The organism is Pseudomonas sp. FSL R10-1339 (genome assembly GCF_009600545.1).
In the GTDB taxonomy this organism is placed as follows: Bacteria; Pseudomonadota; Gammaproteobacteria; order Pseudomonadales; family Pseudomonadaceae; genus Aquipseudomonas; species Aquipseudomonas bubulae.
On record NZ_WIVQ01000227.1, the window covers coordinates 1 to 1,100 of the forward strand.

Annotated in this window: 2 protein-coding genes; one reads left to right on the forward strand and one right to left on the reverse strand. The window is 60.4% G+C overall.

Annotation, left to right across the window (positions count from 1 at the left end; all coding sequences use genetic code 11):
* Positions 1-139: 139 nt before the first annotated feature.
* A complete protein-coding gene (locus GHO03_RS24540; protein WP_153334594.1) occupies positions 140-478 on the reverse strand; it encodes a MobC family plasmid mobilization relaxosome protein in 339 nt (112 codons plus the stop codon).
* Between the two features lie 400 nt (positions 479-878).
* On the opposite strand from GHO03_RS24540, the gene GHO03_RS25410 reads away from it, so the two are divergent.
* Positions 879-1,100, forward strand: a 222-nt coding sequence (locus GHO03_RS25410; RefSeq protein ID WP_218574332.1) for a hypothetical protein, incomplete at its 3' end; no start/stop codon positions are given.

A 1,100-nucleotide genomic window follows, 5' to 3' on the forward strand; every position in this document is an offset into this window, starting at 1 on the left:
CGACTGGAGTCGATCAGTGCGGCCACCTGCTCGGGATCGCCACGCAGCAGGGTTGACCCCCCCCGCTGGCCGTCCTGGCCCTGCAGGTACTGCGTCGGCCCCTTGCCACCGCCAGTGCCCCTAGCGTGGAACTTCACGATCACTTGTGCAGCGCTCGCAGTTCGGCCAACTCACGCTCAACCCCGGCCAGGGCGCCTATGACCTGGACGCGATCAACAGCCCCCCACTCGGCGGTGTTCACCTTGCGGGCGATCTGGTTGAGGTTGTTCCCGATACTCGCCAACTGGCGCAGCAACGCGGGATCAGCCGCCGGGGCCGCGCCGCGCAGATCACGGACTAGATCGGTCTGACCGGGGCTGAGGCAGCTCTCCCGCATCCAGCGGGCCAGCTCCGTCCTGGTGCTGTGCATCTGGAGGGTGGCCAGTTCCTCGGGGGACACCCGCACCTTGATGATCTTTTCGCGCTTTGGCTCGGTCATGGCTTGGCTCTTAGTAGAGGCCCGCGACGTTGCGGACTTTAGTCTGCGGCGGCGGGGGCCGGCTGGGGGGTTTCGGGGGGCGGCACGCCCCCTGAACCAGGTCACAGAGGAACCGACCAAGCGAAGCGCCGGGAGGGCCCTCTGTGTATACTGGCTTAGAATCAAAAGCCGTGCAAGTGTCAGAAGGTTACAGAGGCTCTAGATCAGAGGTTGGTTGAGTTGGTGGCTAACGCGCTTTGCTTGTTGGGCGTTCACCATCACAGCGCCCTTCGGTCACTGCACTGGCGACCACCTGGACTTGTGAAGATCGGGGGGGATTTACATCTGGAGGGGCACAACAAGAGCACCTGGCGGGCTATTATCTGATATGGCTATCTGAACACTAAATATAGAGGGTGGAATGGATCAGATTTACATTGTGAGTGGATGGCACGACCAAGAAGGGCAGTTCCAATCTAATGAGAAACGCCTCAACAAGATGCTCAAAGATGAGGGGTGGGTAGTCAAAACAGTCACGCCTTTCAGCTCATACGGGTACGGGTACGGGTCAGTTTCAGTTGCCAGCAGCCAGGTAGTTGGCCACAACCCAAACAAACCAAGTATTGAGTGCTCTGGCCACGAC

Bases quoted from the DNA above. Each gene is read 5' to 3' on its own strand.
- GHO03_RS24540 (WP_153334594.1), bottom strand. From the start codon at position 478: ATGACCGAGCCAAAGCGCGAAAAGATCATCAAGGTGCGGGTGTCCCCC.